Origin of the sequence: Streptomyces sp. NPDC048018, from assembly GCF_043202995.1 — a bacterium.
GTDB lineage: Bacteria > Actinomycetota > Actinomycetes > Streptomycetales > Streptomycetaceae > Streptomyces.
Genome location: NZ_JBIDBK010000001.1, coordinates 272,328 through 295,356, shown reverse-complemented (window position 1 = coordinate 295,356; position 23,029 = coordinate 272,328). Strand labels below are relative to the sequence as shown.

18 protein-coding genes and 1 pseudogene are annotated in these 23,029 nt (G+C 73.5%); 9 read left to right on the top strand and 10 right to left on the bottom strand.

Features of this window, described 5'->3' with window-relative positions; translation table 11 throughout:
• Window positions 1-415 precede the first annotated feature (415 nt).
• Entirely contained in the window at window positions 416-2,434 is a 2,019-nt protein-coding gene (gene fusA / locus ACGF1Z_RS01375; protein ID WP_392998627.1) for an elongation factor G, read from the top strand.
• Between the two features lie 391 nt (window positions 2,435-2,825).
• On the opposite strand, the gene ACGF1Z_RS01370 is transcribed toward fusA, so the two are convergent.
• From ACGF1Z_RS01370 to ACGF1Z_RS01360, 3 genes are all read right to left on the bottom strand, one after another.
• A complete protein-coding gene (locus ACGF1Z_RS01370; RefSeq protein ID WP_392998625.1) occupies window positions 2,826-4,085 on the bottom strand; it encodes a nitric oxide synthase oxygenase in 1,260 nt (419 codons plus the stop codon).
• A gap of 174 nt (window positions 4,086-4,259) precedes the next feature.
• A complete protein-coding gene (locus ACGF1Z_RS01365) occupies window positions 4,260-4,697 on the bottom strand; it encodes a nitroreductase family deazaflavin-dependent oxidoreductase (protein WP_392998623.1) in 438 nt (145 codons plus the stop codon).
• A gap of 156 nt (window positions 4,698-4,853) precedes the next feature.
• Entirely contained in the window at window positions 4,854-5,276 is a 423-nt protein-coding gene (locus ACGF1Z_RS01360) for a DUF2690 domain-containing protein (RefSeq protein ID WP_392998621.1), read from the bottom strand.
• Between the two features lie 212 nt (window positions 5,277-5,488).
• Here ACGF1Z_RS01360 and ACGF1Z_RS01355 point away from each other — a divergent pair, with 212 nt between their 5' ends.
• The 4 genes from ACGF1Z_RS01355 (at window position 5,489) to ACGF1Z_RS01340 (ending at window position 9,282) form a co-directional block, all read left to right on the top strand.
• Window positions 5,489-6,739 carry a sensor histidine kinase gene (locus ACGF1Z_RS01355; protein WP_392998619.1) on the top strand — a complete coding sequence of 417 codons (1,251 nt, stop codon included), beginning with the start codon at window positions 5,489-5,491 and terminating at the stop codon, window positions 6,737-6,739.
• The gene (locus ACGF1Z_RS01350; protein WP_392998617.1) at window positions 6,736-7,434 is read left to right on the top strand and encodes a response regulator; all 699 of its coding nucleotides are present in this window, start codon (window positions 6,736-6,738) and stop codon (window positions 7,432-7,434) included. The genes ACGF1Z_RS01355 and ACGF1Z_RS01350 overlap by 4 nt, the downstream gene beginning before the upstream one ends.
• 9 nt (window positions 7,435-7,443) lie before the next feature.
• Window positions 7,444-7,974 carry an HIT family protein gene (locus ACGF1Z_RS01345; protein ID WP_392998615.1) on the top strand — a complete coding sequence of 177 codons (531 nt, stop codon included), beginning with the start codon at window positions 7,444-7,446 and terminating at the stop codon, window positions 7,972-7,974.
• 237 nt (window positions 7,975-8,211) lie between these two features.
• Window positions 8,212-9,282 carry a chitinase gene (locus ACGF1Z_RS01340; RefSeq protein WP_392998613.1) on the top strand — a complete coding sequence of 357 codons (1,071 nt, stop codon included), beginning with the start codon at window positions 8,212-8,214 and terminating at the stop codon, window positions 9,280-9,282.
• 105 nt (window positions 9,283-9,387) lie between these two features.
• On the opposite strand, the gene ACGF1Z_RS01335 is transcribed toward ACGF1Z_RS01340, so the two are convergent.
• From ACGF1Z_RS01335 to ACGF1Z_RS01325, 3 genes and pseudogenes are all read right to left on the bottom strand, one after another.
• Window positions 9,388-10,836, bottom strand: coding sequence for a cellulose binding domain-containing protein (locus ACGF1Z_RS01335; RefSeq protein WP_392998611.1), 1,449 nt, complete (start codon window positions 10,834-10,836; stop codon window positions 9,388-9,390).
• 118 nt (window positions 10,837-10,954) lie between these two features.
• On the bottom strand, window positions 10,955-12,544 hold the full coding sequence (locus tag ACGF1Z_RS01330; protein ID WP_392998609.1) for a beta-N-acetylhexosaminidase: 1,590 nt from the start codon (window positions 12,542-12,544) through the stop codon (window positions 10,955-10,957).
• Window positions 12,545-12,611: 67 nt separating this feature from the next.
• Window positions 12,612-12,788: pseudogene (locus ACGF1Z_RS01325) on the bottom strand (carbohydrate ABC transporter permease); the annotation flags it as partial.
• A gap of 337 nt (window positions 12,789-13,125) precedes the next feature.
• On the opposite strand from ACGF1Z_RS01325, the gene ACGF1Z_RS01320 reads away from it, so the two are divergent.
• The 3 genes from ACGF1Z_RS01320 to ACGF1Z_RS01310 all read left to right on the top strand — a co-directional run bounded on the left by ACGF1Z_RS01320 (window position 13,126) and on the right by ACGF1Z_RS01310 (window position 17,067).
• Window positions 13,126-13,971, top strand: a complete 846-nt coding sequence (locus ACGF1Z_RS01320; RefSeq protein WP_392998607.1) for a GntR family transcriptional regulator — start codon at window positions 13,126-13,128, stop codon at window positions 13,969-13,971.
• A gap of 219 nt (window positions 13,972-14,190) precedes the next feature.
• Window positions 14,191-15,483 carry an MFS transporter gene (locus ACGF1Z_RS01315; protein ID WP_392998605.1) on the top strand — a complete coding sequence of 431 codons (1,293 nt, stop codon included), beginning with the start codon at window positions 14,191-14,193 and terminating at the stop codon, window positions 15,481-15,483.
• A 105-nt stretch (window positions 15,484-15,588) separates the two neighbouring features.
• The gene (locus ACGF1Z_RS01310; RefSeq protein WP_392998603.1) at window positions 15,589-17,067 is read left to right on the top strand and encodes a glutamate--cysteine ligase; all 1,479 of its coding nucleotides are present in this window, start codon (window positions 15,589-15,591) and stop codon (window positions 17,065-17,067) included.
• 80 nt (window positions 17,068-17,147) lie between these two features.
• On the opposite strand, the gene ACGF1Z_RS01305 is transcribed toward ACGF1Z_RS01310, so the two are convergent.
• Window positions 17,148-18,431: a serine/threonine-protein kinase gene (locus ACGF1Z_RS01305; RefSeq protein WP_392998601.1), complete on the bottom strand. Its 1,284-nt coding sequence runs from the start codon at window positions 18,429-18,431 to the stop codon at window positions 17,148-17,150.
• 207 nt (window positions 18,432-18,638) lie between these two features.
• On the opposite strand from ACGF1Z_RS01305, the gene ACGF1Z_RS01300 reads away from it, so the two are divergent.
• The gene (locus ACGF1Z_RS01300; RefSeq protein ID WP_392998599.1) at window positions 18,639-19,214 is read left to right on the top strand and encodes a hypothetical protein; all 576 of its coding nucleotides are present in this window, start codon (window positions 18,639-18,641) and stop codon (window positions 19,212-19,214) included.
• A gap of 141 nt (window positions 19,215-19,355) precedes the next feature.
• On the opposite strand, the gene ACGF1Z_RS01295 is transcribed toward ACGF1Z_RS01300, so the two are convergent.
• From ACGF1Z_RS01295 to ACGF1Z_RS01285, 3 genes are read right to left on the bottom strand one after another with little or no spacing between them, the layout of a single operon-like run.
• Entirely contained in the window at window positions 19,356-19,709 is a 354-nt protein-coding gene (locus ACGF1Z_RS01295; protein WP_392998597.1) for a UBP-type zinc finger domain-containing protein, read from the bottom strand.
• Entirely contained in the window at window positions 19,706-21,229 is a 1,524-nt protein-coding gene (locus ACGF1Z_RS01290; protein WP_392998595.1) for an ATP-binding protein, read from the bottom strand. Before ACGF1Z_RS01290 ends, ACGF1Z_RS01295 begins: the two co-directional genes overlap by 4 nt.
• Complete coding sequence (locus ACGF1Z_RS01285) at window positions 21,226-22,911, bottom strand: FAD-dependent oxidoreductase (protein ID WP_392998593.1); 1,686 nt, start codon at window positions 22,909-22,911, stop codon at window positions 21,226-21,228. The genes ACGF1Z_RS01290 and ACGF1Z_RS01285 overlap by 4 nt, the downstream gene beginning before the upstream one ends.
• Window positions 22,912-23,029: the final 118 nt, after the last annotated feature.

Below are 23,029 nucleotides of genomic sequence, written 5' to 3'. Positions count from 1 at the left end.
CGAACGCTCCACCGGCGTCGCCCGGTGCGCTGTTCGTGGCCCGGCGATAAATCGGTGTTCCACCGCGCCCGTCGGTGCCTAGACTCCAGCCGAACCGACGAGCCGAAGGCCGCCTCCGGTCGTCCCGACCACGGGGACCGCCCGGGACGGTCGAGATCACCGAAAGGAGACGACCATGCGCGCGACCACTCTCGTGACCGCCGCCGTGGGCGTCTCCCGTGCCCGGTACGACGTGATCCTGGCCTCTTCGTCGCTCCGGTGCCGGCTGCGCGGCCGGCACCGCTGACCCGCGACGAGAGAGGCCGCGGGCCCTGCCCTCCTGACCGGAGGCCGTAGGCTCCCCCGCTCCCGACCGCCCGTCGTCACGGGAATCGCGCTGCCCTGCAACCGCATCGCACGCGAAACGAGACTGACCATGCGTCACCGCAGCACCACCCGCAACCTCGGCATCCTCGCCCACGTCGACGCCGGCAAGACGACGCTCACCGAGCGCTTCCTCTACCTCACCGGCGCCACCCACAAGCGCGGGGAGGTCCACGAGGGCACCACCGTCACCGACTTCGACCCGCAGGAACGCGACCGCGGCATCACCATCTTCAGCGCCGCCGTCAGCTGCGACTGGGCCGGACACCGGCTCAACCTGATCGACACACCGGGACACGTCGACTTCGCGGACGAGGTCGAACGCGCGCTGCGCGTCCTCGACGGCGCCGTCGCCGTCTTCGACGCCGTCGCGGGCGTCGAGCCGCAGAGCGAGTCCGTGTGGCGCCAGGCCGACCGGCACGGCGTCCCCCGCATCGCCTTCGTCAACAAGCTCGACCGCGCGGGCGCCGACCTCGACACCGCCGTGGACAGCATCCGCACCCGCCTCGGCGCCGTGCCGCTGCCGGTGCAGCTGCCCATCGGACGCGAGGACGCCTTCACCGGCGTCGTCGATCTCGTCCGCATGTGCGCCGTCACCTGGCCGGCCGGCTCCGACACGTACCAGCTCGGCCCCGTACCCGAGGAACTGCGCGACGAGGCGGTCCGCCGACGCCGCCGGCTGGAGGAGACCGTCGCGGAACTGCACCCCGCCGCCCTGGAGGAGTTCTGTGCCGAGGACGCCCTCGGCGAGCACACCCTGGTCGCCGCCCTGCGTGAACTGACCCTCGCCCGCGAGGCGGTGGTCGTGCTGTGCGGCTCGGCCTACCGCAACCGGGGAGTGGAGCCGCTGCTCGACGCCGTCGTCGCCTATCTGCCCGCTCCCGCGGACGTGCCTCCGGTACGCGGCGAGCTCCCCGCCGACCCGGACGCGCCGCTCACCGCGCTCGCCTTCAAGGTGACGACGACGCCCAACGGCCGCATGACCTACCTCCGCATCTACGCCGGAACCCTGAGGAAGGGGGACACCGTGCTCGACACCGCCGCCGGCCGCACCGAACGGATCGCCCGCATCCTCCGGGTCCAGGCCGACCGCACCACCGAGGCCGACCTGGCCGTCGCCGGCGACATCGTCGCCGTCGTCGGTCCGAAGGCGGCGCGCACCGGCGCCACCCTGTGCGCGCCCGGCGCACCGGTGCTCCTCGAACCGCCCGTCTCCACCACCCCGGTGGTGTCGGTGGCGGTCGAGGCCCGGAGCGGCCGGGACACCGAACGCCTCGCCACCGCCCTGGCCCGCCTCACCGAGGAGGACCCGTCGCTGACCGTACGGACCGATCCCGAGTCCGGTCAGACCGTGCTGTCCGGCCTGGGCGAGCTCCACCTGGAGGTGGCCGTGGAGAAGCTGCGCCGCGCCCGGGACCTCGACGTCACCGTCGGCAGGCCGCGGGTCGCCTACCGGGAGACGCCCGCCGGGACGGTCACCGGCCTGACGTACCGGCACGTCAAACAGGACGGCGGGGCCGGACAGTTCGCGGTCGTCGTCCTCGACGTCGAGCCCCTGGAGGAAGGTGGCGGCACCGATGACGGCGAGGGGGGCTTCGCCTTCCGGTCGACCGTGACGGGGGGCCGTGTCCCGCAGGAGTTCGTCCGCGCGGTCGAGGCCGGCTGCCGCGACGCCCTGGCGGAGGGGCCGCTCGGCGGTCACCCGGTCACCGGCGTGCGGGTGACCCTCACGGACGGGGCCACCCATGTGAAGGACTCCTCGGAACTCGCCTTCCGCGTGGCCGGCCGCCTCGCCCTGCGCGAGGCGCTCCGTACGGGCGGCACGGCCCTGCTCGAACCGGTCGCCGAGGTCACCGTCACCGCACCGGAGACCGCCGTGGGCACCGTCCTCGGCGACCTGACGGCCCGTCGTGCCCGGATCACCGACTCCACCGCCCACGCCGGCACGGCGGTCCTGACCGCCACCGTCCCGCTGGCGGCCCTCTTCGGCTACGCCACGCACCTGCGCAGCCGCACCCAGGGCCGGGCCGCCTTCACCACCCGCCCGGCGGGCTACGCCCCGAAGGCCTGACCTTGCCGCGCTCCGACGTCCTCGACGGAGGGCGCCCGGGGGCCCGTCGCCACCGTCACCGGCGCCGGGCCCCGGGGCGCGGGGGCGTCGGCGGTACGGTGACCACGCGGGCGTCGGCGGTACGGTGACCACGCGGGCGTCGGCCCCCGGGATCCGGCGCGTGAGCGGCACTCCCGGGACCGCGCCGTCCGGGGCCGGATCCTCGGACTCCGGACGGCACGGCACCATCGGTGGGGCGACCGTGCTCGTCGAGACCGGCCGTCCGGACACCGGCCGCCCCGCCGGGCCCGGTGGCCGCGTGGACCGGGCAGCCCGGCGGTGGGAGCCGCGGACTCCGGGGCGGGTCGAGGGCTGTCCGGAGACGGCCGAGGGTTCCCGGGCGCGTCCGGAGCTATCCGGAGACGGCGACGGCCGACTGCTCCCGCGCGAGGAAAGCCGGTCGCAGAGACGGGTCCACCGGGTCGTAGTACCGGTGGAAGACCGGCGTGGCGGAGCCGGAGACCGGCGGGACGATCCAGCTCCAGTCGGCGGGGGTGGGCCTGCCGTGGCGTTCCTCCTGCGCGATGTGCCGGAGGAACCGTTCCGACTCGGTGTGGTGGTCCGCCATCGTCACCCCCGCCTCCTGGAAGGAGTGCAGCACCGCCACGTTGAGCTCGACCAGGGCCCGGTCACGCCACAGGGTCCGCTCCGACGACCGGTCCAGGCCGAGACGGTCGGCCACCACCGGCAGCAGGTCGTAGCGCTCGGCGTCCGCGAGGTTCCGCGCGCCTATCTCGGTCCCCATGTACCAGCCGTTGAACGGCGCCGCCGGATAGCGCACCCCGCCGATCTCCAGGACCATGTCACTGATCGCCGGCACCGCGTACCAGCGCAGCCCCAGCTCGGCGAACCAGGCGTGGTCCGGGTGGCGCAGCGGCACCTCCTGCACGGCGCCGTCCGGCAGCTCGTACCACTCCGGACGGGCGCCGGGCCGCTCCCGCACCATCAACGGCAGGATCTGGAAGGGCTCTTCGCTCCGCTTCCACCCCAGCTCGCGGGCGCCGGACGTCAGCGCGGCGCTGCGCGGATCACCGAGCCAGCGGCCCGTCTCCGCCCGGTGGCCGGCGTACCGCACCAGCTGGTCGTTGACGATCCGTGGTCCCGGCCGACCCGGCCGGTCCGGTGCGAACACCGAGATCACCGGCCGGATCCGGCCTCCGTTCCCGGCCAGCCGGAGATGTTCGAAGCACTCCTCGGCGACGGCCTCGGGCGCCGTGACCTGCCGCAGGTCCCGCACCACCAGGCTGCGCCAGTAGAGCCTGCCGATGCACCGCGCCGCGTTGCGCCAGGCCACCCGTGCGCCGAACGCCAGCTCGGCGGGGGAGTGCACGTAGGTCCCGGTCCGATCGATCTCGGCCGAGACCTCGCGCACCCGCCACTCCACGTCGCCCGCGTGCGGCTGCTCGTGGTGGAACTGACGGATGAACCGCTCCGCCTCCTGCCGCACCGAGGCCGACGGGTCGGTGACGGCAGGAGGCGGGGGCGGAGGCGCGGGCGCGGGCACATGCGCGTGCGAGTACGGGCAGGCGCCGCTCTCGGGCACCGGCTTACGGCGACGACTCAGGCTGAAGACCAAGGTGTTCCCTCCCTGGCCCATGACTACCGTACGCATGCACACAAGCGTGGAGAGTAGTCGTTTTCCCGGTGTCGAAGCCCCGGTCCTGGTAGAGTGCCCGCTTTGTGCCCTGTCCTGCTTCCCGGGTCGCGACAGGCTCCCGGCCGTGGTCTCGATCCGCAGCCGTGGTCTCGGCCGGCTCCCGGTGCCGCCGCCTCTACGTGGTGAGGCTCAGGCGACCGGCTCGACCACGAAGAGCGGAATCTCGCGTTCGGTCTTCGTCTGGTAGTCCGCGTAGTCGGGGAACGCGGCCACGGCCCGCTCCCACCAGGTCTGCCGCTCCTCGCCGGTGACGATCCGGGCCCTCATGTCCCACACCTTGGGGCCGTCCCGCAGCTCGATCCGCGGTGACGCCACCAGATTGTGGTACCAGACCGGGTGCTTCACCGCGCCGCCGTTCGAGGCGACCAGGGCGTACGCCCCCTCGTGCTCGACCCGCATGAGCGGGGTCTTGCGGATCTTGCCGCTCTTCGCCCCGAGGCTGGTCACGAGGACGACGGGCAGCCCCCGGATGGTCGTCCCCTCCGTGCCGCCGGACGCCTCGTACAACTCGACCTGGTCCCGGACCCACTTCGAGGGGCTCGGCTCGTACACACCTTCAAGTGACATGAATGACCTCCCGCCACGGCAACCCCGGCACCCCGCGACGCTATTCCCGTCACCGGCCGCCGGTCCCGATTCCACCGGTGCCGCGGCCGGACCTGGGCCGGCGCGGGGGGAGCGGCGGCCGCCCTCCCCCCGTGGAAGGGCGGCCGCCGGGCCGGCTCAGTACCAGCCGGTGCAGCGGATGTTGCCCGTGGTGTCGTTCCAGGCACACGCCCGCATCGTGTAGCCGGCGTCGTTGTACGCCGGGGTGTGGGTGTCCGAGCCGGTCTGGACGGTGGTCATGCCCAGCGGGCCCTCCCAGGAGGAGCCTCCGTTGCTGGAACGGTCCACCCAGACCTTGTCGCCCGGGTCGGCGTGGGTGATCCGGCCCCAGGCGCAGCGGCTGGACGTGCTGTACCGCAGCTCGATGAAGATGCCGTCGACGCTCGCCGTCTTCGGGGAGGTCGCGTTGCTGGTGCTGCACGCCAGGGCCGCCGCCGGAGCGGGAGCCGGAGCGGCCTGGGCCGCCGTGGCCGCGCCGCCGAAGCCGAGCAGCAGGGTCGCCGTCGACAGCAGGACGCCGGTCCGCTTGCTGATCCTCATGAATTCCCCCTGTGTGGTCGAAGGGTGGGACGGGGCACCCGCCGCGCTGTGCGCCGGGCGCCGAAAGCCCGACCACCATCGCGCGGCGACCCCGCCGAGGGCGTCCACCGCGGAGTGGAGAAGCGGGGTAAACCCGTGCGGCAGCGCACTCCGGGGCACACTGCTCCTCCGGTATGACGCCCTCCCGCCGACGCGGCACGTAGCATCGCGCGATGCGCATCAGGGCCCTCTGGGCGAGGTGGTTCCGCGGCGTGGACCCCCGGCTCGTCGACGCGACGGTGGCCGTGGGGCTGGTGGGGGCGACGGCCGCGATCGGTCACCAGTACCACCCGGCCGGCTGGCCGCCGTTCGACGCGCCCGCCTACGCCCTGAGCGCGCTGGTCGGCCTGCCCCTGGCCCTGCGCCGGGTGGCCCCGATCGGCGCGCTCGTCGCCTCCTGCGTGGCCTTCGCCTGCTACCTCGCCGCCGGCTACCAGCCCTCGCTGAACTTCTGGGGGCCGGCGATCGCCCTGTACGGCGTCGCCGCGCAGCGGCCTCCCCGTACGGCCGCGGGGGCCGCCGCGCTCGTCGCCGCCGTCATCCTCTACAGCGGACTGACCGCCCCCGAACTCGGCGTCGCCGTGGCCGTGATCCAGGCCCTGGCGGTGCCCTCGGTCATCTGGGTCTTCGGCAACAGCGCCCGTCGGCTGGCCCGGCGGAACCGGCAACTGGCCCGGCTCACGGCGCAACTGCGCCAGGCGCAGGAGGAACGGGCCAGGCGGGCGGTCGCCGAGGAGCAGCGCCGGATCGCCCGCGAGCTCCACGACGTGGTCGCCCACCACATGTCGGTCATCAACGTGCAGGCGGGCATGGCCGGATATGTCTTCCGGACCGAGCCGGACACCGCCCGTGCGGCCCTCGACACGATCACGCAGACCAGCCAGGAGGGGCTGCGGGAGCTGCGCCGGATCCTCTCCCTCCTGCGTTCCGAGGCCGCCGATTCGGGACGGATACCGGACGGGAGCGGCGAATCGGGCGCGTGGTACGCCCCGATGCCCGGCCTCGCCGCCCTCGCCGACGTGGCCGAACGCGTCCGGGCTGCGGGTGTCCCGGTCGACCTGACGACCGCGGGCACGCCCCGGCCCCTCCCGCCCGGCATCGAACTGTGCGCGTACCGGGTGGTGCAGGAGGCGCTCACGAACGTCCTCAAGCACGCCCGGCCGGCCCGGGCCGAGGTGCTGGTGGAGCACCGGGCGGCCGAACTGCGCGTCACCGTCACCGACGACGGGCGTCCCCACCGCCGGGATCCGGCCAAGCTTCCGCCACGCCCGGGACACGGCTTGATCGGCATGCGCGAACGCGCCAGGCTCTACGGCGGAACAGTGGACGCAGGCCCTCGGGCCGAGGGGGGATTCCGCGTGTGCCTCAGACTTCCCGTCACCGGCGAGAACGCCGACCCGTGGGGGAGCCCGCCCCCGGCATGACCAGCGTGCTCGTGGTGGACGACCAGGACCTGATACGGGCCGGCCTCGTCGCGCTCCTGCGCGCGGCCCCGGGGATCGAGGTCGTCGGCGAGGCCTCCGACGGCGAGTCGGCGGTCTCCTGCGCGGCGCGTCTGCGACCCGACGTGATCCTCATGGACATCCGGATGCCCGGCATGGACGGCACGGTGGCCACCGAACGCATCCTCGCCGACGCCGCTGCCGCCGACTCCGACGCCCCGCCACCCCGGATCCTCGTCCTGACCACCTTCGACCTCGACGAGTACGTCTACGCCGCGCTGCGCGCGGGAGCATCCGGCTTCCTCCTCAAGGACACCGGCCCCCAGCGCCTCATCGACGCGGTCGCGGCGGTGGCCCAGGGCGACCTGCTCTTCGCGCCGAGCGTCACCCGCCGCCTGATCGAGGCCTACGTGACCTGCGCCGGTCCCGCCCCGGAACCCGCGACCGACCTCGACCTCCTCACCGCGCGCGAATGCGAGGTCCTGCGCATGACCGCCCGGGGGCTGTCGAACGCGGAGATCGCCGAGCAGCTCTACATCGGGGAGGCGACCGTCAAGACCCACCTCAACCGCACCATGAGCAAGCTGAACCTGGACAGCCGCGCCCAGGCCGTCGTGCTGGCCTACGAGACCGGCCTGGTCGTCCCGGGCGGCCCGGCCCCCCGCGCGGACCGGTAGCGCCGCGGCATGACGGACCACTGGCGAACCGACCGGATCGGTTCCGCCCTGCGGGGCGAGAACCCGACCGTCTTCAGACGCCTGCGTTCCGGCTTCGCGGTGATGGGCCACGTGCAGTTCCTGCCGGGCTACACGGTGCTCCTGGTCGACGAACCCGGCGTACAGCGCCTGTCGGACCTGCCGAGGCGCGAACGCCTCGCCTTCCTGGGCGACATGGACCGGCTCGCGGAAGCGGTCGAACGGGCCTGTCGGCGCCTCGACCCCGCCTTCCGCAGGGTCAACATCGAGATCCTCGGCAACACGGACCCCTTCCTGCACGCCCACATCTGGCCGCGCCACACGTGGGAGCCGCCGGAACTGGTCGGCGTGCCGGTGTGGACGTACCCGCGCGACCGGTGGACGGACGCCCGCTTCCGGCTCGGCCCGCGCCACGACGCGCTCCGTCGGGAGATCGGGACGCAGCTGGACCACCTGTGCGCCGCGAACGGGGACCGGTCGGCGGACCGCGCAGGGTCTCCGGGCGATACGCCGGACGTGTGACGGCCGTCAGGCGGCACAGCGGGTCGCCCCAGGGGGCCGCCCGGCGCCGACGCGGTGCCGGGGCGGACGCGGCGCCGGGCGTGCCGGACCGGCCGGAGACGCCGGCTGGACAAGGGGCTGATGGCTGTCAACTCAGCAGTATTCACCGGTGGTTGACGAAAGGTATGGACCAATCTACGGTCTGCGTGAGCATCGCACGCCATGCCCAGGGTCACCCCCACGTCCCAAGGAGCACGCATGCCCGGTCATCGCCTCATCAGGGGCCTCGGAACCGCCGTCGCCGCCCTGCTCGCCGCCGCGACCGTCCTCACCGGCGTCCCGGACGCCGCCGCCACTCCCGCCGCCGATCCGCAGACCTGCGCCCTCAAGCAGAAGCCCGCCGGGAAGGTCCTCCAGGGCTACTGGGAGAACTGGGACGGCGCCGCGAACGGCGTTCACCCGCCCTTCGGATGGGCGCCCATCGACGACGCGCGCTTCGCCGCGCACGGTTACAACGTCATCAACGCGGCTTTCCCGGTGATCCGTTCGGACGGCACCGTGCTGTGGGAGGACGGCATGGACAGCACCGTGCGGGTGGCCACCCCCGCCGAGATGTGCCGCGCCAAGGCGGCCGGCGCCACCATCCTGATGTCCATCGGCGGGGCCGCCGCGGGGATCGACCTGAGCTCCCGGGCCGTCGCCGACCGGTTCGTCGAGACCGTCGTGCCCCTCCTCAAGAAGTACAACTTCGACGGGATCGACATCGACATCGAGACCGGACTCGTGGGCAGCGGCAGCATCACCACGCTCTCCACCTCGCAGGCCAATCTCGTGCACATCATCGACCAGGTGCTCGCCCGCATGCCCGCCGGATTCGGCCTGACGATGGCACCCGAGACGGCCTACGTGACCGGCGGCAGCGTCGCCTACGGGTCGATCTGGGGCGCGTACCTGCCGATCGTGAAGAAGTACGCGGACAACGGACGCCTGTGGTGGCTCAACATGCAGTACTACAACGGAAGCATGTACGGCTGCTCGGGCGACTCGTACTCCGCCGGCACCGTCGCCGGTTTCGTCGCCCAGACCGACTGCCTCGACCGCGGCCTCGTCGTCCAGGGCACGACCGTCCGGGTGCCCTACGACAAGCAGGTGCCCGGCCTCCCCGCCCAGCCGGGTGCGGGCGGCGGTTACATGGCACCGTCGGCGGTCGCCCAGGTCTGGCGGAACTACCGCGGAGCGCTCAAGGGCCTGATGACCTGGTCCGCCAACTGGGACGGCTCGAAGGGCTGGACCTTCGGCGACAACGTGCGGAGCCTCCAGGGCCGCTAGGCCCTCGCGAGGACGCCCGCCAGGGCGCCGCTCCCCGGCGCAAGGGGGCCTCGTGTCCCGCACCCGCGAAGGGCGCGGGACACGAGGCCCGGGTCGCGGTCCGGCTCAGGAGGCCGGGACCTCGTCCACGTAGGCCGTGCCTGCGCTCCGGTACGCGGCGACCTTCGCCGCCACCTGCGCCGGGGTGAGCACCTGGTCCTTGACGTGGAGGACGTAGTCGACCTGCTGGTCGTAGGCGCGCGGGGTCGTGGACGTCTGGCCGTCGAGGTCGATCAGCCACTGGTTGAAGTTGATCGACATGGGCCGCTCGGGCAGGTACGCCGCACCGTGCGTCCCGAAGAGCTGTCCGTCGATGTAGTACGTGATCGCGTTGCCGTCGATGGTCACGACCAGGTCGTGCCAGCCGGCGAAGCTCTGCCGGCTCTCGGTGTGCTGGTTGACGGCCTGCCACGGGTCGGGGTTGTAGGTCTCCCACGAGGTCGTGTAGAGGATGTTGCCCGGCTCGCCCCAGCCCCCGTTGGGCAGGTACTCGAAGTCGTACTCGGCGTAGTCGTCGGCCATCGGGGCCTTGAGGTCGTTGATGGTGAAGAAGGTCTGCACGATGTGGTCGCCGTCGGGCCCGGACCTCGGCGCGTCGGAGAACCTGACCCGGGCCGCGTAGGTGCCGTTCCGGAACTTCGTCGCCTTCGTGAGGACCTCGGTGTGCCGGGTCGACTCGCCGGTCCCCGCGGTGGACGTCTCCAGGTTCATGACGGTGCCGCCGCCCTGGGCGGAGAAGGTGACCTTCGACGGGTCCCAGGTGGCGCCCGGCACACCGGGGCCGCCCGAGTTCGAGCGCACGTTCCAGCCGTGCGCCGCGAGCGCGGGATCCGACGACGAGGCGTACGTGAAGTCGTCGAACAGCGCCTGACCACCGCCCGGCGGGGTGGTGGGGTCCGTGGGCGGGTCGGTGGGCTCGGTCGGGCCGTCGCCCTCGGGGGCGACGCCCCAGACGCGCGTGCCGGCCACCTCGGCCGTCACCTTGGTCCAGTCGGCGTACGAGGTCTGTCCGCCGCCGAAGGAGTAGTCGTCGCTCTGGTTCAGCGGCTGCCACGTCGACCGGTAGAACCGCAGCTGCATGTCTCCGGTGTCGGCGCCCGGCGCCAGGGAGCCCGCGGCCGGGGTGAAGCCGATCTCCAGATAGCGGTCGGCCGTGGCGGTCGGCTTCGCGAGCGTGCCGAAGGTGCCGGTGATGACCGAGCACCCCCTGACCGCCCAGGAGCAGGCGAACCGGTAGGCGGCGGCGGGAGAGTCGGCCTTGAAGTAGTACCGGATCCTGACCTGGCTCAGCTGCACGGAAGAGGAGCCGGTGTTGCGGACCTTGAACCAGGGCTCGCTCTGGTCGGCGCTGCTGCCGCCGGCGCTGGTGCGGTACTGCACCGCCACGCCTTCGCCGGCCGCGGAGGCGGTGGTCACGGGAAGGGCGGCCAGTGCGGCGCTGCCCAGGAGCGCGGTCAGGGCGAGGGCCGCGCGCGAGCGACGGCCGGCGGTGCCGGTGGTGGGACGCGTACTCATCCGTGGATTCCTTTCGGTGCTCCCGCCTGCTGCGGGAGAGCGGAGGGGGTGGTGCACGGTGGATCGCAGAGGAGGTCGGTCAGGGGAGGCAGGAAGGCGGCCGCCGGGGGAGGCGGGCTCACGCCGGCGTGTGGGCCGGGGGCGTCCGCTGCCGCGGCAGGGCCGGTGGCGTCGCGTGCGGAACCCCCAGCGCGTCCAGCCGCGCCGTGTGACCGCCGAGGCGGTCGCGGAACTCCGGCCAGCCCGCGTCCGGGTTCCACAGGCGTTCGGCCAGGGCGCACAGCCGCGGGAAGCTCAGGTACTCGATGTGCTCAGGCGTCGTGACGAACTCGGTCCACAACTGCCCCTGCGCGCCGAGCACACGAGCCGCCGGCCCGGACTCCGAGGGCGGAGCCGTGAGATCGAGGCCGTGCACGGTCCGCAGCCCGACCACGTGCCCCGGCTGCGCGGGCGGCTCCAGCGGTCCCTCGCCCCGGGCGTAGTCCAGATAGGTCGTGCGATGGTCGGCGTACACGACCTCGTGACCGCGCCGCGCCGCCGCCCAGGCGTGCCCGGGCTCGCGCCAGCTCATCACCACGCACTCCAGGGGCAGCGTCGTACCGGGCTCCGCCCAGGCCACCGGCCGCCGCCCGGCCCGTACGAGGTGGTCGGCGACGCGTCCGAGGAACCAGCCGTGCAGCTCCCGGGGACCGGCGAGGTGCTCGCGGGCCGCGCGGGCGACCGCGTCCGGGCTGTGCTCCCACTCCGTCGTCGGGCACTCGTCGCCGCCGATGTGAACGTAGGGGGAGGGGAAGACGTCCGTCACCTCGTCCAGGACGGTCCGGAAGAAGTCCAGGACGTGCTCGCCGACGCCCAGCACGTTGGGGCAGACACCCCACCGGGTCCAGACGTCGAGGCGCCGCTCGGGACGGTTGCCCAGCTCGGGGTACGCGGCGAGCGCGGCGCGCACATGACCGGGCACGCCGATCTCCGGCACCACCGTCACGCCCCGCGCGGCGGCGTGGCTCACGAGGTCCGCCAGTTCGCCGCGTGTGTACGCTCCGGAGTGGGGCCGGCCGTCGAAGCGGGTGCTCCCCGCCGGCCCGATCATCGACTCGGCCCGCCGGCCGCCGACCTCGGTGAGCCGCGGGTAGGCGGCCACCGGCATCCGCCAGCCCTGGTCGTCGGTCAGGTGCAGCTGCAGCACGTTGAGCTTGTGCAGTGCGAGCAGGTCGACATAGCGGCGCAGGTACGACACCGGCTGGAAGTGGCGGGCCACATCGAGCATGGCGCCCCGCCACGGGTGCCGCGGCACATCGGAGACCTCCACGCCGGGGAGGTCGACACCGGCCGGGCCGCCCGGCGCCGGGCGGCCCGCGGACAGGGTCTCGTACGGCAGGAGCTGACGCACCGTCTGCACGCCGTGCAGCAGTCCGGCGGGCCGGGCCGCGCGCAGCAGCACTCCCTCGGGGCCGACGGTCAGCCCGTACCCCTCCTCGCCGAGTCCGGTGAGCGAGGGGTCGACGGCGAGCACGAACGTCCCGTCCGGGCCCGTCTCCGGGCGCCGTCCCACGGCCGGTTCCAGGTAGTGGCGCAGCAGCTCGGCGGCGGGTTCGGCGCCGGGAGTGACCCGGAGCCGGGTGTGGGCGTCGAGACGGAAGAGCCCGGGCCGTGCGGAGAGTCTGCGGGGGCGGGGTACGAGGGTGAGATCGGGACGGGCAGGTTCCACGGGCTCTGTCTCCGGTGGGGTCGGGGGCGGCGGGACGCGACGGTGCGGGGCGGGGCGGGGCCGGGCGTCAGCCCTTGACCCCTCCGGACGCGAGCCCCGAGGTCACGTGCCGCTGGAGGACGAGGAAGACGACGAGGGCGGGGAGGGCGAAGAGCGTGGAGGCGGCCATGGTCGCGCCCCAGTCGGTGCCGAAGGTCGACTGGAAGGAGGAGAGCCGGACCGGCAGGGTCCGGCTGTCCTGCCGCCCGGTGCCGCGTCGGTCGAGGTGCCGGGGGAGGAGCAGGCGACGAGTCCGGCGCTCAGGAGCAGGGCACCGAGCAGGGCGGGGGAGCGGTGCTTCACGGTTCACCTCGGGAAGTTGACCAGTTGGCAACTGGTTGCTTACCAGTTGTCGCGGGGATGAAGGTGGCATAGACCAATGGGGGCGTCAAGACCCGTGGAGCAGGCGGCATTTGGGCCTTACTGCGCCTCGAATGACCCGATCGGGCTCCCTGTCGCCGACTCTGGTTCCCTGACCAGCTGACCAGTTAGGATGACCAGCGCCTGTCCCGGAAGCTGGACCGACACGAACGAGGACCCGAATGGAGATCGACGCCGCCGCCTCCGGTGCGATGCTGAAGCGTGAGCGCGTCCGCGACGCGATCCTCGAACTGGTGGAGGCCCGGCGCCCCGGCGACGCGATCCCGTCCGAGCGCGTCCTCTGCGCGGAGCTGGGCGTGTCACGCCCGACCCTGCGCGCCGCGGTCGACGAGCTCGTCGTCGCGGGCCTGCTGGTGCGCGAACACGGCCGGGGCATGTTCGTCGCCCAGGAGAAGATCACCCAGGAGCTGGTCTCCGACCGCAACGCCTTCAGCCTCCCGCAGGCCGGCGGGGTGTGGACCAGCAGACTCCTGGAGTTCCGCACCCTGCCCGCCGGCGCCCGCGTGGGCCGCAAGCTGCACGTCTCCCCGGCCGCCGAGATCCGTTACGTGGCCCGGCTCCGGCTCGTCGACGGTTCCCCCATGGCCATCGAGCACCTCCACGTCCCCGCGGACCTCGTCCCCGACCTGACGAGTGAGGAACTGGAGCAGGGCGACCTCTACGAGCACCTGCGCGACCGGCACGGCGTGCACGTGAGCGAAGGCGTGCAGTCCATCGAGCCGACCGTCGTCACCCGCGCCGAGGCCGACCTGCTCGACGTGCCCGAACTCTCCCCGGCGCTGCTCTTCGAGCGCCTCACGACCGACACCGCCCACCGCCCGGTGGAGTACGTCCACTCGCTGTACCGCGGCGACCGCTACCGCATCGTCTCCCGGCTGGCCCTGGGCCCCGGCACCCCCACCCCGCCGCCCACCACGGGTCACCACCCCGGCATCCCCCCGGGCGACTTCACGGGCGGGGACCCGGTCCCGTTCTCCACACGCGGAGTCGTCCAGCTCGGCCTGTGAGGCCGTCCCTCCCGGGTCCCTCCGGGTACGCCGTGCCCCGGAGCCCCCTGCCTGCCCCGTCCGCCCCGCGTTCCCCACCACCCGCGGACCGGAGCTGCGCGCGCCCTTGCCGAGAGGCGGCTGATCGGACGTCAGGCGGGCGGTCCGGCGCCCCGATCCGGCAGCCTGACGGTGAGCCGCGACGGGTGCGGGGCCGGGCGCGGGGTTACGGTCGACGGCATGATCGATGACGGCGGGCGCGACGGCGCGGGTGACGGTGGGGCCGCGGCGGCACGAGCGGGCTCCCCGGCGCCACGGGCGCAGGCGCCGGACGTCCCCGCGGGCCGGGGCGGGCGGGGCTGGATCCCCTGCCTGCTCGCCGGAGCCGTCTTCGTCGTCTGCATGGCCGGTACGACGCTCCCGACCCCGCTCTACCCGCTCTACCAGGAGAAGTTCGGCTTCTCCGAACTCACGGTCACCGTCGTCTACGCGGTCTACGCCTTCGGCGTCATCGGCGTCCTGCTCCTCGTCGGCAACGCCTCGGACACCGTCGGCAGACGCCCCGCCCTCTTCTGGGGTCTCGGCTTCGCCGCGGCGAGCGCCGTCTGCTTCCTGAGCGCCTCCGCCCTCGGCTGGCTCTACGCGGGCCGGCTGCTCTCCGGTCTCTCCGCCGGACTGTTCACCGGCGCCGCGACCGCGTACGTCATGGAACTGGCCCCGCCCGGCGGCGCCTCACGGGCCACGTTCGTGGCCACCGCCGCCAACATGGGCGGCCTGGGCTGCGGCCCCCTCCTCGCGGGACTGCTCGCCGAGTACGCGCCGGAGCCGCTGGTCCTGCCCTTCGTCGTCCACCTCGCCCTGGTGGCCCTCTCGGCGCTCGTCCTCCTGCGGCTCCCGGAGACGGTGCGTGACCCGCGCCCCCTCGCCACCGTACGGCCGCAGCGCCCCGCCCTGCCGCCGCAGGTCAGAGCCGTGTTCGTGCCGGCGGCGATCGCGGCCTTCGTGGGCTTCGCCCTCTTCGGGGTGTTCACGTCGGTCAGCCCAGCCTTCCTCGGCCGCTACCTCCACGTCGACAACCACGCCGTCTCCGGCCTCGTCGTCGCGCTCGCCTTCTTCGCCTCCACCGCCGGCCAACTCGCCGTGTCCCGGGTCGGAGTGGCCCGCTCGCTGCCCCTGGGCTGCGCCGTCCTCTTCGTCGGCCTGCTCCTGCTCGCCGGCGCGCTCTACGCCGACCTGCTGGTCCTCGTCGTCCTCGCCGCGCTCGTCGGCGGGGTCGGGCAGGGACTCGCCTTCCGCGCCGCCCTGTCCGCCGTCGCCCAGGCCGCCCCGGCCGCCCACCGGGCGGCGGTCATCTCCACGCTCTTCGTCGTCGCCTACACCGGCATCTCCCTGCCGGTCATCGGCGTCGGCCTCCTCTCCGACCCCCTCGGCCTGGAGGGGGCCGGCCTCGTCTTCATCGCCACGATGCTGCTCCTGATCGTCCCGGCAGCCGGATACCTGCTGCGCCGCCCGGTGCGGGAGGACGCCCGCTGAACCGCCCGGGACCGGGGTCCGCCCGGTCGCGGTGGTCGTGGGAGCCCGCTCGGTGGCAGGCTGAGGGTATGCAGGATCCGTGCCGACGAGACGCGGGAGGATCCGATGGGCCGAGACGTCCCGGCGCGGGAGTTCACCCGAGACGACCGCCGCCGCTTCCGGGACCGGCTGCACGCCTGCCTCGACGCGCTGGCCCGGATGCTGCGCGAGTCACGCTTCGAGATCGACCGACCACAGGTCGGGCTGGAGATCGAGCTGAACCTGGTCGACGAGGCGAGCCGGCCGGCCATGCGCAGCACGGAGGTCCTCGCCGCCATCGCGGACCCCGCCTGGGCGAGCGAGCTCGGCCGGTTCAACCTGGAGATCAACATCATGCCCCGGCGGCTCACCGCGGGCGGCCCGGACGCCTGGGAGCGGGAGATCCGGGACGCCCTCGACCACGCGGAGGCGAAGGCCGCGTCCGTCGGCGCGCACCTCGTGATGATCGGCACCCTGCCGACCCTCGAACGCACCGACGTCGACCACTCCGCGCTCTCGGAGGACCCCCGCTACCACCTCCTCAACGAACAGATCTTCGCCGCGCGCGGTGAGGACCTGCTCATCGAGATCGACGGCGTCGAACGCCTGCGCACGTACGCCGACACCATCACCCCCGAGGCCGCCTGCACCAGTACGCAGTTCCATCTCCAGGTCGCCCCGGACGCGTTCGCCGACCACTGGAACGCGGCCCAGGCCATCGCCGGCGTCCAGGTGGCGCTGGCCGCCAACTCGCCGTTCCTCTTCGGCAAGGAACTGTGGAGCGAGACCCGGATCCCCCTGTTCGAGCAGGCCACCGACACCCGCCCCGACGAGATCAAGGTGCAGGGGGTACGGCCCCGCGTCTGGTTCGGCGAGCGCTGGATCACCAGCGTCTTCGACCTCTTCGAGGAGAACGCCCGCTACTTCTCGGCCCTGCTGCCCCTCTGCGAGGACGAGGACCCCACGGCGACCCTCGACGGGGGCCGGATCCCACAACTCTCCGAACTCACCCTCCACAACGGCACCGTCTACCGCTGGAACCGTCCCGTGTACGCCGTCGTCGACGGCGTACCCCACCTCCGTGTGGAGAACAGGGTGCTGCCCGCCGGCCCCACGGTCGCCGACGTCCTGTCCAACGGCGCCTTCTACTACGGCCTCGTCCGCGCCCTCGTCGACGAGGACCGGCCCGTCTGGACGCGCATGTCCTTCTCCGCAGCCGAGGACAACCTCCACACGGCGGCCCGCCGCGGCATCGACGCCGAGCTCTACTGGCCGGGCATGGGGCAGGTCCCGGTCACCGAACTCGTCCTGCGCCGGCTGCTCCCGCTCGCCCACCGGGGCCTCGAACGCCTGGGTCTCGACTCCGACTGGCGCGAGCCCCTTCTGGGGATCGTCGAGCAGCGCTGCGTCTCCGCCCGCAACGGCGCCGTCTGGCAGTCGGAGATGTTCCACCACCTCCACGACATCGCCCACCTCGACCGCTCCGAGGCCCTGCGCCGGATGACCCGCCAGTACGTCGAGTACATGCACCTCAACGCCCCGTGCCACACGTGGCCGGTGGACTGACCGCCCGCCCGGCTCCGGAAGGAAGCCGTGCGCGCGGCCGGTTGACGGCTCCCGCCCCGTGGGGCGGTCCCCGCGGCCGCTCAGGCGAAGCACTCCAGGATCAGCGGCAGGTCCTCCAGCCACTGCTGCAGCCGGCTCCGTCTGCGGGCGGCGACCAGGGACCGGCGGGTGGTGCCGTCGTGCAGGTGCACGGTGACCAGGAGGTGCTTCGTGCCCCAGGCGGTGTACTCGACGTGCCGGATCTCCGCCCAGGACAGATGCACCTCACCGGCGTCGTCGCCGAGCGAGACGCCCGCGGAGTCGATCAGCAGGGACGCCTTCGCGTCGACCGCCATGAAGGACGGGTCGGCGTCCGACGCCACGGCGGGGACGGCCGGCGGCCCGAAGGGCGTCGGGGCCCGGTGCGTCGGGACCGCGTACGGCGGGGCGACCCCCGGAGGGACGGACGGCTGCGGCGCCGGGGCGTTCGACGGCGCGTAGGCGGGCGGCGGCGGAGACACCACCACCGCCGGGGGCACCAGCACCGACGGGGGCACCACCACCGTCGGCGTGTACGAGGCGGTCTGCGGCGCGAAGAGGTCGAGCAGGCCCGCCGGCGTCGGCCGGCTCCCCGGCTCCTTGGCCAGGCAGGACTCCACGATCGGCCGCAGCCCGGCCGGCACGGCGGTCACGTTCGGCGGCTCGTGCACCGACCGGTACATCAGACCTATCGGCGTACCCGTGCCGAACGCGCTGCCGCCCGCCGCCGCGACGAGTACCGCGCCCAGCGCGAACACGTCCGCGGAGCCGCCGACCTCCTGCCCGAGCGCCTGCTCGGGCGCCAGGAACCCCGGGGTGCCGAAGGCCGTCCCGGTCGCGGTGAGACGGCTCGACTCCAGCGCCCGCGCGATGCCGAAGTCGAGCACCCGCGGTCCGTCCGCGGCCATGACGATGTTCCCGGGCTTCAGGTCGCGGTGCACCAGACCGCAGCCGTGGATCGCCTCCAGCGCCTCGGCGAGTGCGGCGCCCAACTGCCGCAGCCGGGCCTCGTCCATCGGCCCCTCGGCCGCGAGCAGCGCGGCGAGCGTCGGCCCGGCGACGTAGGCGGTGGCCAGCCAGGGAAGGGCCGCCTCCGGGTCGGCGTCCACCACCGGCGCGGTGTGGAAGCCCCCCACGCTGCGCGCCGCGGCGACCTCGGCCCGGAACCGCTCCCGGAAGTGCGCGTCGGACGCGAGCTCCGGGCGTGCCACCTTCACGGCCACCGCCCGCCCGCCCCGGGACCGCGCGAGATAGACGGTGCCCATCCCCCCGGCGCCCAAGACCCGTTCCACGGCGTACGCGCCGATCCGCTCGGGTAGGGCCGCTACGCCCGCCCAGTGCTCCATGTGCTGCCCGTCTCCCCTGTGTTGAGCCGCCTCAGTATGACGCAGGCGGGGCGGACCGCCGACCACGTGTCCGGCGGCGGGGTCCGTGAGCGGGTAGCCGGTGGAGGTGTGCGGCAGCGGCGGGGGAGCGCGTTGCGCTCAGGGAGGGGCGCGCGGCCCGTCGCACGCAACCGATTGCCTCTGGCATATGACTGAATCGCCTGCGGGGTGCCGTCACCCGTCTGCATCGTGGTGTCCGGCGGCCGCGGGGAGCGGTCCGCCACCGTCGAGACGGAGGAAGCCGTGATGCTGCCCTGGGTACGTGAGGGATACGAGTCGCACGAAGGGACGGCCGACGTACGGCCGGCGGGCGCCGACGAGTCGTCGGCGTCGACCCGCGGGAGGTGCACCTGCGGCTGGCGCGGCGAGCACACCTACGCGGTCGACGGGGACGATTCCCGGGCCGGCGCCCGTCCCACCCGCGGCACGCCGGGTCCGAAGCGGGACTGGGAAGCCCACATGGACCTCGTCGCCGCCCGCGCGGTCCCGCTCCCCGACGACGTCGCCGCTCTCCTGGACGAGCTCCGCGCCCGCCTCGACACGCTCCTCGACCACGCCCCGCTGACCGCCCTCAAGGCCGCCGACGCGCTGCAGGGCGTCGTGGCGTCCACCGGGCCCGTCGCCGCCCTGTTCGTCAGCCGCGCCGCGGAGGTGCTCCCGATGGCGCGGATCGCCGAACTCCTCGGCATGACCGAGCAGGCGGCCGGCTCACGCCTGGCCCACTACCGGCAACTGAACCGCTGACCCCGCGCCGTGCCTCAGCGGGACACGGCGGGCACACCGGGGCGGCGGCCGGGGCGCGCGACGGGTGCCACCGCTGTCACCACGCCCCGGCACGGTGCCCGTCCCCGTGTCCGGGCCGGTCCCGCCGGCGGGACGTCGGTCTCAGCGGTGCAGGAGGTCCGGCCAGTTCCGGGGGACCCGGCCGGCCGGCCCCGGGGCCGGCTGGTCGGCCGGGTGACCGGTCGGCGCGGCGAGTGCGGGGCCCGACTCGTAGAGGACCTCGGTGGCGAAGTTCCAGAACCAGTCCTCGCCCGGCTCGAAGCTCTGCACCAGCGGATGCCCGGAGGACTTCCAGTGCGCGGTGGCGTGCCGCCCCGGCGAGGAGTCGCAGCAGCCGACGTGACCGCACTGGGCACAGCGGCGCAGGTGGAACCACCAGCCACCCGCCGCCTCGCACTCCGCGCAGACGCTGCCGCTCGGCGGGACGCCGGGGTCGATTCCTTCGATCGGGCTCATGCGGGCTCCTCTGTGCTCGTGGATCCGGGATCCGCCGCCCCGGCCGGCTCCGTGAACGGCGCCGCCTCCGGGTCCGGCTCCCCGTCGGCCACGGGGCCGGTCAGCGGCAGCAGTACCGTGAAGCGGGTGTCACCCGGCACGGACTCGACGTGGAGACTGCCGTGGTGCCTGTTGACGACGATCCGCCGCGAGATGTCGAGGCCCAGGCCCGTGCCCTCACCGACCGGTTTGGTGGTGAAGAAGGGGTCGAAGATGCGCTCGCGGATGTCCTCGGGGATCCCCGGCCCGGTGTCGCGGAACTCCACGAGCAGCCGGTCGCCCTCCCTGGCGGTGCGCACGGTCAGCGTGCCGTCCCCGCCGGTGCCCACGACGGCGGCCACCGCGTTGTCGATGAGGTTGGTCCACACCTGGTTGAGCTCCGCCGGGTAGGCGGGGACCCGGGGGAGGGAGCGGTCGTAGTCCTTCACCACCCGCACCCGGGGACCGATCTTGCCGGACAGCATCAGCAGGGTGCTGTCGAGCAGTTCGTGGACGTCGACCTCCCGGTGCGGGGCGCGGTCCAGCTGCGCGTACTGCTTGGCCGCGTCCACCAGATGCGAGATGCGCGTGGTCGAGTCGTCGATCTCGTCCATCAGCAGCTCGGTCTCGACCGTGTAGTTGAGCCAGCCGATCGCCCCCGGCAGGATGTCCCCGGCCACGGTCGCCGCGACCTGTTCCAGCCAGTCCGTGTCGAGGCCGGCCTGGACGAAGGTGGGCGCGACCCGCCAGCCCTCCTGGATGCCGTGGTCGCCCAGCCAGTCGGCGAGTTCGTCCTCCCGGTCGGAGGCCTCCAGCGGGGTGAGCACCGGTGCCTTGGCGACGCGTTCGGCGGTGCGCTCCTGGATCTCGATGAGACCGGCGAGCGCCTCCCGGCTGTACGGGCCCTGGGCGATGATCGCCAGCTTGTGCCGCATCTTGCCGACCCGCTCCCGCAGGGCCGCGGTGGCGCGTACGGCGGCCGCGGCCGGGTTGTTGAGTTCGTGGGTGAGCCCGGCGGACAGCGACCCGAGTGCCAGCAGCCGTTCGCGCTGCCCGATGGCCCGCTGGGTGTTCCTGGAGCCGAAGAAGAGCCCTTCGAGCAGGTGCGCGGCCATCGGGAACCACTCCCGCATGATGTCCGCGAAGGACTGCGCCGGCAGCACGAAGAACCGGGTCGGCTCGGTGACCCGCATGCTGTTGACGTACGTCTGCGGGACCCGCTCGCCCAGATACGCCTGCATCGCCCCCGCGTACACGCCGCGCTGCGAGGTGCGGCTGACCTCCACGTCGTCGCCGCCGACCCGGCGGTACAGGACGACCGTGCCCTCGACCATCACGTAGAAGCACGTGGCCGGGTCCCCCTCGGTGTACACGGGACCCGGTGCGAAGCGCTCCATCCGCCCCTCGGTGCACAGCCGCCCGAGCTGCTCGGGGGAGAGCTTCTCGAACAGGAACAGCGAGCCGATCTCGTGCGGGTCGCAGGGCAGCGCCGGTGTGCTCATGACTGCTCCAGGTAACGGTGCACCAGCATCACGGCCATGGCTCCCTCGCCCACGGCGGACGCGACGCGCTTCGCCGACTCGGCGCGGGCGTCGCCCGCCACGAACACGCCGGGCACGCTGGTCTCCAGATGGTAGGGCGGGCGGTCCAGTTCCCACCCGGGCGGCGGCCCGCCGTCCGGCGTGAGGTCCGGACCGGCCAGGATGAAGCCGTTCTCGTTCCGCAGCACCGTGCCCTCCAGCCAGTCGGTCAGCGGGGCCGCGCCGATGAAGACGAAGAGCCACTGGGCGTCGACGGTTTCGGTCGTACCGGTCCCGACGTCCCGCAGGACCAGGCGTTCCAGGTGCCCCGCACCCTGGGCCTCCGCCACCACGGTCCGGGGCCGCACCGTGATGTGCGGGGACTCCTCGATCTGCTGCACGAGGTAGTACGACATCGACGCCGCCAGCGAGTCGCCGCGCACCAGCAGCGTCACCGACTTCGCGCCGCGCCCCAGGAACAGGGCCGCCTGGCCCGCGGAGTTCGCGCCGCCGACGATGTACACGTCCTGACCCTCGCAGGACGACGCCTCCGTGAGGGAGGAGCCGTAGTACACCCCCCGCCCGGTCAGGTCGTCGCAGCCCGGCGCGCCGAGCTGCCGGTACGACACCCCCGTCGCCAGGATGACGCTGTGCGCGGCGACCGCCGATCCGTCGGAGAAGCGCACGACGCGCGCCGCGCCGTTCACCTCCAGGCCCGTGACCTCGCGAGCGGTGAGGATCTCGGCGCCGAAGCGGCTCGCCTGGCGGCGGGCGCGTTCGGTGAGCTGCGCACCGGACACGCCGTCCGGGAAGCCGAGGTAGTTCTCGATACGGGAGCTCTGGCCGGCCTGCCCGCCGGTCGCCGACCGCTCGACCAGCACCGTCCGCAGCCCCTCGGAGGCCCCGTACACCGCCGAGCCGAGGCCGGCCGGCCCGCCGCCGATGACGACCAGGTCGTAGAACTCGGCGGCCGGCGTGGTCGCCAGCCCCACCCGGGCGGCCAGCTCGGGCGGCTCCGGCTCGATCAGCGCGGTGCCGTCCGGGGTGACGACCAGGGGCAGCCGGCGGCCGTCGGCCCCGGCCGCCGCGAGCAGCCGGCGCCCCTCCGGCTCGTCGGACGAGTACCAGCGGTACGGCACCTGATTACGGGCCAGGAACTCGCGGACCCGCGAGGACGGCGCCGACCACCGGTGCCCGACCACCTTGGTGGCCGGCACCGGCCGGTAGTCGCTGGACCGCCAGGCCGTGAGCAGGTCGTCCACGACCGGATAGAGCTTCTCCTCCGGCGGGTCCCAGGGCTTGAGCAGATAGTGGTCCAGGTCGACCACGTTGATCGCGTCGATGGCGGCGTTGGTGTCGGCATACGCGGTCAGCAGCACGCGCCGCGCCCCCGGATACACACCGAGCGCCTGCTCCAGGAACTCGATGCCGTTCATCCGGGGCATCCGGTAGTCGGCGAGGATCACCGCCACCAGATCGCCGCGCAGCTTCAGCTCGCGCAGCGCCTCCAGGGCCGACTCACCCGACTCGGCGCGAACGATCCGATGGCCGCCGCCGTACCGACGCCGCAGGTCGCGGGCGATCGCGCGGGAGACCCCCGGGTCGTCGTCCACCGTCAGGATGACGACCCGCGCCGCGTCCGTGCCCTGTGCACCCTGTGCCATGCCTCGTCCGCCCTGCGTGCTCAGTCCGGCGGCCCTACGCCTTCCCGCGCCGGCTCCCGCCCATCGTATGTTCGATCGAGCGGGTCCGCTCCGGCTGCCACGACCGCACGGGGCAGCC

What these genes read in the sequence shown, in the direction of transcription:
- fusA (WP_392998627.1), top strand. Translation starts at nt 416, where the DNA reads ATGCGTCACCGCAGCACCACCCGCAACCTCGGCATCCTCGCCCACGTC.
- ACGF1Z_RS01370 (WP_392998625.1), bottom strand. Translation starts at nt 4,085, where the DNA reads ATGCGTACGGTAGTCATGGGCCAGGGAGGGAACACCTTGGTCTTCAGC.
- ACGF1Z_RS01365 (WP_392998623.1), bottom strand. Translation starts at nt 4,697, where the DNA reads ATGTCACTTGAAGGTGTGTACGAGCCGAGCCCCTCGAAGTGGGTCCGG.
- ACGF1Z_RS01360 (WP_392998621.1), bottom strand. Translation starts at nt 5,276, where the DNA reads ATGAGGATCAGCAAGCGGACCGGCGTCCTGCTGTCGACGGCGACCCTG.
- ACGF1Z_RS01355 (WP_392998619.1), top strand. Translation starts at nt 5,489, where the DNA reads ATGCGCATCAGGGCCCTCTGGGCGAGGTGGTTCCGCGGCGTGGACCCC.
- ACGF1Z_RS01350 (WP_392998617.1), top strand. Translation starts at nt 6,736, where the DNA reads ATGACCAGCGTGCTCGTGGTGGACGACCAGGACCTGATACGGGCCGGC.
- ACGF1Z_RS01345 (WP_392998615.1), top strand. Translation starts at nt 7,444, where the DNA reads ATGACGGACCACTGGCGAACCGACCGGATCGGTTCCGCCCTGCGGGGC.
- ACGF1Z_RS01340 (WP_392998613.1), top strand. Translation starts at nt 8,212, where the DNA reads ATGCCCGGTCATCGCCTCATCAGGGGCCTCGGAACCGCCGTCGCCGCC.
- ACGF1Z_RS01335 (WP_392998611.1), bottom strand. Translation starts at nt 10,836, where the DNA reads ATGAGTACGCGTCCCACCACCGGCACCGCCGGCCGTCGCTCGCGCGCG.
- ACGF1Z_RS01320 (WP_392998607.1), top strand. Translation starts at nt 13,126, where the DNA reads ATGGAGATCGACGCCGCCGCCTCCGGTGCGATGCTGAAGCGTGAGCGC.
- ACGF1Z_RS01315 (WP_392998605.1), top strand. Translation starts at nt 14,191, where the DNA reads ATGATCGATGACGGCGGGCGCGACGGCGCGGGTGACGGTGGGGCCGCG.
- ACGF1Z_RS01310 (WP_392998603.1), top strand. Translation starts at nt 15,589, where the DNA reads ATGGGCCGAGACGTCCCGGCGCGGGAGTTCACCCGAGACGACCGCCGC.
- ACGF1Z_RS01305 (WP_392998601.1), bottom strand. Translation starts at nt 18,431, where the DNA reads ATGGAGCACTGGGCGGGCGTAGCGGCCCTACCCGAGCGGATCGGCGCG.
- ACGF1Z_RS01295 (WP_392998597.1), bottom strand. Translation starts at nt 19,709, where the DNA reads ATGAGCCCGATCGAAGGAATCGACCCCGGCGTCCCGCCGAGCGGCAGC.
- ACGF1Z_RS01290 (WP_392998595.1), bottom strand. Translation starts at nt 21,229, where the DNA reads ATGAGCACACCGGCGCTGCCCTGCGACCCGCACGAGATCGGCTCGCTG.
- ACGF1Z_RS01285 (WP_392998593.1), bottom strand. Translation starts at nt 22,911, where the DNA reads ATGGCACAGGGTGCACAGGGCACGGACGCGGCGCGGGTCGTCATCCTG.